At 68.4% G+C, this 7,083-nt stretch carries 7 protein-coding genes and 1 tRNA gene; 3 read left to right on the plus strand and 5 right to left on the minus strand.

Annotation, left to right across the window (positions count from 1 at the left end; translation table 11 throughout):
- From lysA to argH, 3 genes are all read right to left on the minus strand, one after another.
- Positions 1–1,216: diaminopimelate decarboxylase (lysA, locus tag ASG29_RS01760; RefSeq protein WP_235532727.1), on the minus strand; the 1,216-nt coding region annotated here is incomplete at its 3' end.
- A 200-nt stretch (positions 1,217–1,416) separates the two neighbouring features.
- Positions 1,417–1,647, minus strand: coding sequence for a hypothetical protein (locus tag ASG29_RS01765; protein ID WP_055979291.1), 231 nt, complete (start codon positions 1,645–1,647; stop codon positions 1,417–1,419).
- Positions 1,644–3,011 carry an argininosuccinate lyase gene (gene argH / locus ASG29_RS01770; RefSeq protein WP_055979295.1) on the minus strand — a complete coding sequence of 456 codons (1,368 nt, stop codon included), beginning with the start codon at positions 3,009–3,011 and terminating at the stop codon, positions 1,644–1,646. The genes ASG29_RS01765 and argH overlap by 4 nt, the downstream gene beginning before the upstream one ends.
- 16 nt (positions 3,012–3,027) lie before the next feature.
- Here argH and ASG29_RS01775 point away from each other — a divergent pair, with 16 nt between their 5' ends.
- Positions 3,028–3,639, plus strand: a complete 612-nt coding sequence (locus ASG29_RS01775; protein WP_235532728.1) for a TlpA family protein disulfide reductase — start codon at positions 3,028–3,030, stop codon at positions 3,637–3,639.
- Between the two features lie 11 nt (positions 3,640–3,650).
- Here the strand turns inward: ASG29_RS01775 and ASG29_RS01780 are convergent.
- Positions 3,651–3,724 (minus strand) — tRNA-Gln (locus tag ASG29_RS01780).
- A 152-nt stretch (positions 3,725–3,876) separates the two neighbouring features.
- Between ASG29_RS01780 and ASG29_RS01785 the strand changes: the two genes are divergently transcribed.
- The gene (locus ASG29_RS01785) at positions 3,877–4,923 is read left to right on the plus strand and encodes a Ppx/GppA phosphatase family protein (protein ID WP_156457833.1); all 1,047 of its coding nucleotides are present in this window, start codon (positions 3,877–3,879) and stop codon (positions 4,921–4,923) included.
- Positions 4,920–5,585: an RlmE family RNA methyltransferase gene (locus ASG29_RS01790; RefSeq protein ID WP_235532729.1), complete on the plus strand. Its 666-nt coding sequence runs from the start codon at positions 4,920–4,922 to the stop codon at positions 5,583–5,585. Before ASG29_RS01785 ends, ASG29_RS01790 begins: the two co-directional genes overlap by 4 nt.
- 138 nt (positions 5,586–5,723) lie before the next feature.
- Here the strand turns inward: ASG29_RS01790 and ASG29_RS16580 are convergent, their stop codons facing one another.
- Positions 5,724–6,485, minus strand: coding sequence for a hypothetical protein (locus ASG29_RS16580; RefSeq protein ID WP_235532730.1), 762 nt, complete (start codon positions 6,483–6,485; stop codon positions 5,724–5,726).
- Positions 6,486–7,083: the final 598 nt, after the last annotated feature.

Raw genomic sequence — 7,083 nt, forward strand, 5'->3', positions numbered from 1 at the left:
GGTCCGCCACCACCGCGAAGCGATCCCCGTCCACCAGCACCTCGGGCACCAGCGCACGGCTGTTGTACGTCGACGCCATCGTCGCGCCATAGGCGCCCGCGGTGCGGAATACGGCGAGATCGCCACCCCGCACCAGATCCACCTCGCGCCCCATCGCGAACGTATCGCCCGTCTCGCATACCGGTCCGGCGATATTGGCCGTCATCCGCGCGCCCGTCGGCGCCACCGCGTCGAAATCGTGCCACGCATCGTACAGCGCGGGCCGCGCCAGGTCGTTCATCGCCGCGTCGACGATGACATAGGGATTGGTCACCCCCGGCTTCACCCACACCACCGTGGTCAGCAGCACGCCCGCATTGCCCGCGATCACGCGCCCGGGCTCGAACATCAACGTCGCGTCCCACCCTGCCGTCACGCGCGCGACCATCGCGCCGTAATCGGCGGGCGGCGTCGGCACGTCCCCGGCCTTGTACCGCACGCCCAGCCCGCCGCCGAGGTCGATGTGCGTCACGCGATGCCCTACGCCGCGCAACTGGTCGACCAGCGCCTTCACGCGGCGGTAGGCCGCCTCCAGCGGGGCGAGGTCGAACAACTGGCTGCCGATGTGGATCGCCACCCCGCGCAGGTCGAGGCCGTCCAGCGCCGCCAGCCGCGCGTACATCGCGGGCGCCTGGTCGATCGGCACGCCGAACTTGTTCTCGCTCTTGCCGGTCGAGATCTTGGCATGCGTGCCCGCGTCCACGTCCGGATTGACGCGCAGCACCGCACGCGCCGTCAGCCCGCGTTCCTTCGCCAGCGCGGCGAGGACGACGCCCTCCTCCTCCAGTTCCAGGTTGAACTGCCCGATCCCGGCCTCCAGCCCGCGGACCAGCTCGGCGCGCGTCTTCCCCACGCCCGAAAAGACGATGCCGTCCGCGGGGATCCCCGCCGCCAGCGCGCGCGCCATCTCCCCGCCCGACACCACGTCCGCGCCATAGCCCTCCGCCGCCAGCAGCTTCAGCACCGCGAGGTTGGGGTTGGCCTTGATCGCATAGGCGACGTGGACCCCGTTTCCGGCCGCACCCGCGGGCTTCAGCGCCGCGGCGAACTCACGCGCGTGGCGGCGAAAGGCGGCGGCGGAATAGACGTAGACGGGGGTGCCCACGTCCGCGGCGATGCGCCGCAGCGGCACGCCCTCGCACCACAATTCGCCGTCGCGGTAATGAAAGTCGTCCATGCGGGGGTCCAAACTCAGTCTATCATCCCGGCCGATACGGGGCGGTTGCGAAACGCAGGTCGGTGGTCGAGGAACAGGCCGTCACCCCGGACCTGTTCCGGGGTCCATCTAGCCGCGGGATCAACGGCTCACGCCCTTGCGATGCCATGGATGCCGGGACAAGCCCGACATGACGGCGGGTTCGGGAACGATGCCCTCCCTCAATGCGGCGGAAGGTCGAATTCGTCGCTCTGCCGCTCCTCCGACCGGCGCAGCAGCGAATCGCCGCGGCCGGGGCGCGCCTGCACGCTGGGGGTCAGCAACCGCTCGGTCGTCGGCGGCGCGGTCGTGCCGTAGGCGACCGCGGGCAGCGGCTTTCCCGCGGGCGCCTCGACCGCCTTGGTCGATCCGCATCCGGCCAGCGCCACGGCCGGCAGCACCATCCATTTCATGCCCGGTCCTCCCGCGCGGCGCGGATCGCGGCGCGCACGTTGTCGGGCGCGGTGCCCCCGAAGCTGCGGCGGCTGGCGACGGAGGCGTCGACCGACAGCACGTCGTACACGCGCGCGTCGATCCGCGCATCGATCGCCTGCAACGCGTCCAGCGGCACCTTGTCCAGCGTGACGCCCAGCGACTCCGCCGTCGCCACCGCGCGCCCGGTGATGTGATGCGCCTCGCGGAACGGCACGTCGCCCTCGCGCACCAGCCAGTCGGCAAGGTCGGTCGCGGTCGCGAACCCGCTTTCCGCCAGCGCACGCATCCGGTCGGTCCGGAACGTCGCGCTCTCGACCATCCCCGTCATCGCCGCGAGCGACAGCGCCAGCAGGTCGTGGCATTCGAACACCGGCGGCTTGTCGTCCTGCATGTCCTTGGAATAGGCGAGCGGCAGGCCCTTCATCGTCACCATCAGGCTGACGAGGCACCCGGTGATCCGTCCGGCATGGCCGCGCACCAGTTCCGCCGCGTCGGGGTTGCGCTTCTGCGGCATGATGCTGCTGCCGGTCGACCATTGGTCGGACAGCGACACGAACCCGAACGGCTGCGACGCCCACAGCACGAATTCCTCCGCCAGGCGGCTGAGGTGCAGCGAACATTGCGCGGCGGCCATCAGGTAATCGAGCGCGAAGTCGCGGTCGCTGACCGAATCCAGGCTGTTGCGCGTCGGCCCGTCGAACCCCAGCGCCTCGGCGGTCGCGGCGCGATCGATCGGGAACCCCGTCCCCGCCAGCGCGGCGGCCCCCAGCGGACACAGATTCGCGCGCACGCGATTGTCGCGGAAGCGGCTCAGGTCGCGCGCCACCATCTCGTGATACGCCATCAAATGATGGCCCAGCGTCACCGGCTGCGCGGATTGCAGGTGGGTGAAGCCCGGCATCACGCTGTCCGCATGCTCCTGCGCCCGCGCCAGCAGCGCGTCGTCCAGCGCGGCCAGCGCCGCCAGCACCTGATCGGTCGCATCGCGCACCCACAGGCGGAAGTCCGTCGCCACCTGGTCGTTGCGGCTGCGCGCGGTGTGCAACCGCCCCGCCGCCGCACCGATCGCGTCCGACAATCGCGCCTCGGTCAGCATATGGATGTCCTCCATATCCAGGTCGTCGGGCACGCCGTCCGCGGCATAGCCCGCCGCCACCTGGTCCAGCCCGGCGCCGATCGCGGCGGCATCGGCGGCGGAAACGATCCCCTGCGCGCCCAGCATCGCGACATGCGCGCGGCTGCCCGCGACGTCCTGCCGCCACATCCGCTTGTCGAACGGGATGGATGCGTTAATCTCGCGCATCACCGCAGCGGGACCGGCAGCGAAACGCCCTCCCCACATCATGTTGGAGAGGTTCGTGTTCCCATCGCTTTCGGCCCGGTCGGCGATCGTCGGTCTCCTGGCGCCTGCTCTGGCGATCGCGGGTTGCGATAAGGGCTCGCCCGCCAACGAGCAAGCCGCGCAGGCGGCCAACCCCTCACCCGACGAGGCGTCGCCGGACGAGGCCCCCGCCGGTCCCCCGGCTCCCCGCGCGGGCGCGGTCGACCGCAGCCATAAGGGCGAACGCGCGCCCGACGTCGCGATTTCGGACGCGGCGGGCGATCGCACGACCCTGCGCGCGGCGACGGGCACGCCGCTGCTGGTAAACCTGTGGGCGACATGGTGCGCCCCGTGCGTGAAGGAACTCCCCACGCTCGACGCGGCCGCCCGCGCCACCGCCGGGCGCCTGTCCGTCGTCGCGGTCAGCCAGGACATGGACGCAGGCAAGGCGAAGGCGTTCCTGGCGACCAAACCCTTCGCCGCGATCCGCCCGCTGTTCGATCCGAAACTGGGCCTGAGCCTCGCCTACCAGGCGAACCTGCCGACGACGATCCTGTACGGGTCGAACGGTCGGGAGCTTTGGCGCGTCACCGGGGAACTGGACTGGACCGGCACGAAGGCGAAGGCGCTGCTGGCGGAGGCGCGCTGACCGGCAGGAAATGGATGCCCGACAAGGACTCGAACCTTGATTGACGGAGTCAGAGTCCGCTCTCTTACCATTAGAGGATCGGGCAATCAGGCGAGCGCCATTAAAAGCGCGTCGCTCCCATGTCAACGCCCGGCGCCCCCGCCGGTTGCGGGGAAACGCCGACCGGTGTAGCGCTGTAGCCCAAGCACCGGGCGTGGAGCCGCTCCATCGCCGCGGCAGAAACGGAAAGTGACGGCAATGGGGGAGTTTCCCGCCGAATTGCCGCGTCGGCGGGACCCTGCTCCCGCCCGAACGGCGCATAACGACACCGGCGCGACGTCGCGCCCGCGGCATTACGCCGCGCTCGACCTCGGCACCAACAACTGCCGCCTGCTGATCGCGCGGCCGCAGGGCGACGGATTCGCGGTGGTCGACGCCTTTTCGCGCATCGTGCGGCTGGGCGAGGGGCTGGCCGCGACCGGGCGCCTGTCCGATGCCGCGATCGAGCGGACCATCGCCGCGCTGCGCGTGTGCGCCGACAAGCTGCGCCGCCGCAACGTCACGCTCGCCCGCTCGGTCGCGACCGAAGCATGCCGCCGCGCCGACAACGGGACGCAGTTCATCGCCCGCGTGCTGCGCGAGACGGGGGTCCACCTCGACATCATCTCCGCGGAGGAGGAAGCCCGACTCGCCGTCCTGGGCTGCCACGTCCTGCTGGAACCGGGCGACGGGCCCGCACTGGTGTTCGACATCGGCGGCGGATCGACCGAGCTTGTCCTGATCGACACCGCCGGACCGGTGCCGACCGTCCGCGACTGGCACAGCGCGCCGTGGGGCGTGGTGTCGCTGACCGAAAGCGTCGGCGCGAACCGCGACGATTCGACCCGCGTGGCCACCTATGCGCGGATGCGCGCGCTGGTGACCGAAAGCTTCGCCCCCTTCGCCGCGCGTCTCCCCCGCCCGCCCTCGTTCGCGGTCACGCCGCCGCGGCTGCTGGGGACGTCGGGGACGGTCACCACGCTGGCCAGCGTCCATCTCGGCCTCGAACGCTACGACCGCGCGCAGGTCGACGGCCTGATCGCGCCCGCCGCCGCGATGCGCGCGATCAGCCGCGATCTGGCGGGCAAGACGCTGGCGCAGCGCGCCGCGCTTCCCTGCATCGGGCGCGAGCGTGCCGATCTGGTCGTCGCGGGCTGCGCCATCCTCGAAGGCATCCTCGACCTGTGGCCCGCCGAGCGCCTCGGCGTCGCCGACCGCGGCATCCGCGAGGGCATCCTGCGCCGCCTGATGGAGACCGGATCGTGAGGAATCCCAACCACCAGCGCGTTCGGACCGCCCGGAAACGGACCGCGCAATCGACCCGCTGGCTCGAACGCCAGCTCAACGACCCCTATGTGCACAAGGCGCGCGCGGAGGGATATCGCAGCCGCGCCGCCTACAAGCTGCTGGAACTGGACGAACGCTTTGCGCTGCTGAAGGGCGCGAAACGCGTCGTCGACCTCGGCATCGCGCCGGGCGGCTGGACGCAGGTCGTGCGCCGCCGCGTGCCCGGTGCCGCGATCGTCGGCATCGACCTGCTGCCCGTCGATCCCATCGACGGCGCGACGATCCTGCACATGGATTTCATGGACGACGCCGCCCCCGCCCGCCTGATCGCCGACCTGGGCGGGGCGCCCGACCTTGTCCTGTCGGACATGGCCGCCAACACCGTCGGCCATCCGCAGACCGACGCGCTGCGCACGATGGCCCTGGTCGAGGCGGCGCTGGCCTTCGCGATCGACGTGTTGGTGCCCGGCGGGACCTTCGTCTCGAAGGTGTTCGCGGGCGGCGCGGATTCCGGCCTCGTGGCGGAGATGAAGCGCAACTTCACGACCGTGAAGCACGCGAAACCCCCCGCCAGCCGCAAGGGATCGGTGGAATGGTTCGTCGTGGCGCAGGGATTCAAGGGGCGGGGTGAGGCGGGATAAGCAAGTATCCGCCACCCGTTCTGCACCACGGCTTGCTAAAGAGGCCAGCAACCCGCCTGCTCTGTTGGTGTATTCAAACAGATATGGCTTGCGCCTAAGCCCACAGAGGCCGGACAGGTGTCCCACATCCTCTCAACACTAATGATCGCGTGGTTTTGCCGGACCACGTCCTATCAAAGAAGTATCAAAATCACCTCTTCGTAGAGGCCTATCAGATTCAAGATACAAATGCGGTGGAAGCATCCCACAACAGGGCACGTGCTCATCCCGAACGAACCTTGGAAGCATGGCTTCCGTCGATCGTGATGATTGCCCGGGTTCCTGGTAGGTGGCCGTCACTCGTTCCAGGACGAAGCGTTTACCGCCCAGATCAGCAACCTGCCCCGGCCTTACCAGCATCACCGACTTCGGATCATCGGGATTGCCGACGTAGACGAAGACGATGCAGCGGTGCTGGACCGGCCGCGAACGATCCGGCGGAAGGCAGAAGGGGATTTCCCGGCCGGCGAGCCGCTTGATATGACGGTTGTGCGCCTCGCTGAAATTGCCTTCTCCTGCCGGACCGGCGTGCTGTCGCGTCTCTTCGTCGCGGGCAAACCCGTCCAGACCTGTGATGAAGTGGGTCCACTCGTCCAAGAAGTCGCTGTCGGTATCCAGAGCCCGCATTAAGCCATAGACGTAGCGGTCGTTGCCGAGCGGGATGGCAAGTGCAAAGCCGTGCGCTTCGATGTTCGCGCCGGGCGGGAAGGTCTGCTTGGTCCGCACGTGCCACAACGTACTCCCGCTGACGAGGCGTCCGCCATACGAACCGTAGGCGTCGACACGAAGGTCCGCCCACCTGCTCTGCAATGTGCATGAGGCGACGGCGGCCGCACCGGACGCAATGAGTGCCAAACGCACAAGAACGCGTGATATCGCGAGCACGATCAGCCCCTGGGACTATCTACGACCATTAAATCGGGACTGGCGCAAAAATCTTGCTTCCCAGTCCATTCTCATGGACCACCGCTGTTAATAAGGACCAAACAATATTAACATGCGATTGGACAACGATCTTCTGAGGTGCCGATTTCTTAACGACCTGGCCACAACATTGTATAAGGATACCCTGTCGGTAATTATGGGCGCAGATGGTGGCAGCCTACGGACTTGGCGAGGTCCGCTCACCTCATAAGGCGGCTGCAAAAGCGATCATTGTTCATGCGCGCATCCATTCCGTCAGCAACGTCGCGTTGGGGGAAGCGCCTTCTCAAGCGCTGGCTCGTACCAAGCACCGATGGTGATACCCGAGATTGGAAGCCACCCGCCCTGTCCTACATCTCCCCACCCTGCTAGACGCGCGCGACCATCCACCCCCGTGGCTACCCTGCGCCTACCCATCGACCCCACGCGAAAACATGCTCCGCGCCTCAACATTCGCAACATTCGCGCCCCGCGCGACCCACCGACCCTGTGACCTTTCGTGACTTTTCACGCCGTTTCTGCTGGAAAACCAATG

Source organism: Sphingomonas sp. Leaf412 (assembly GCF_001425405.1).
Lineage (GTDB): Bacteria > Pseudomonadota > Alphaproteobacteria > Sphingomonadales > Sphingomonadaceae > Sphingomonas.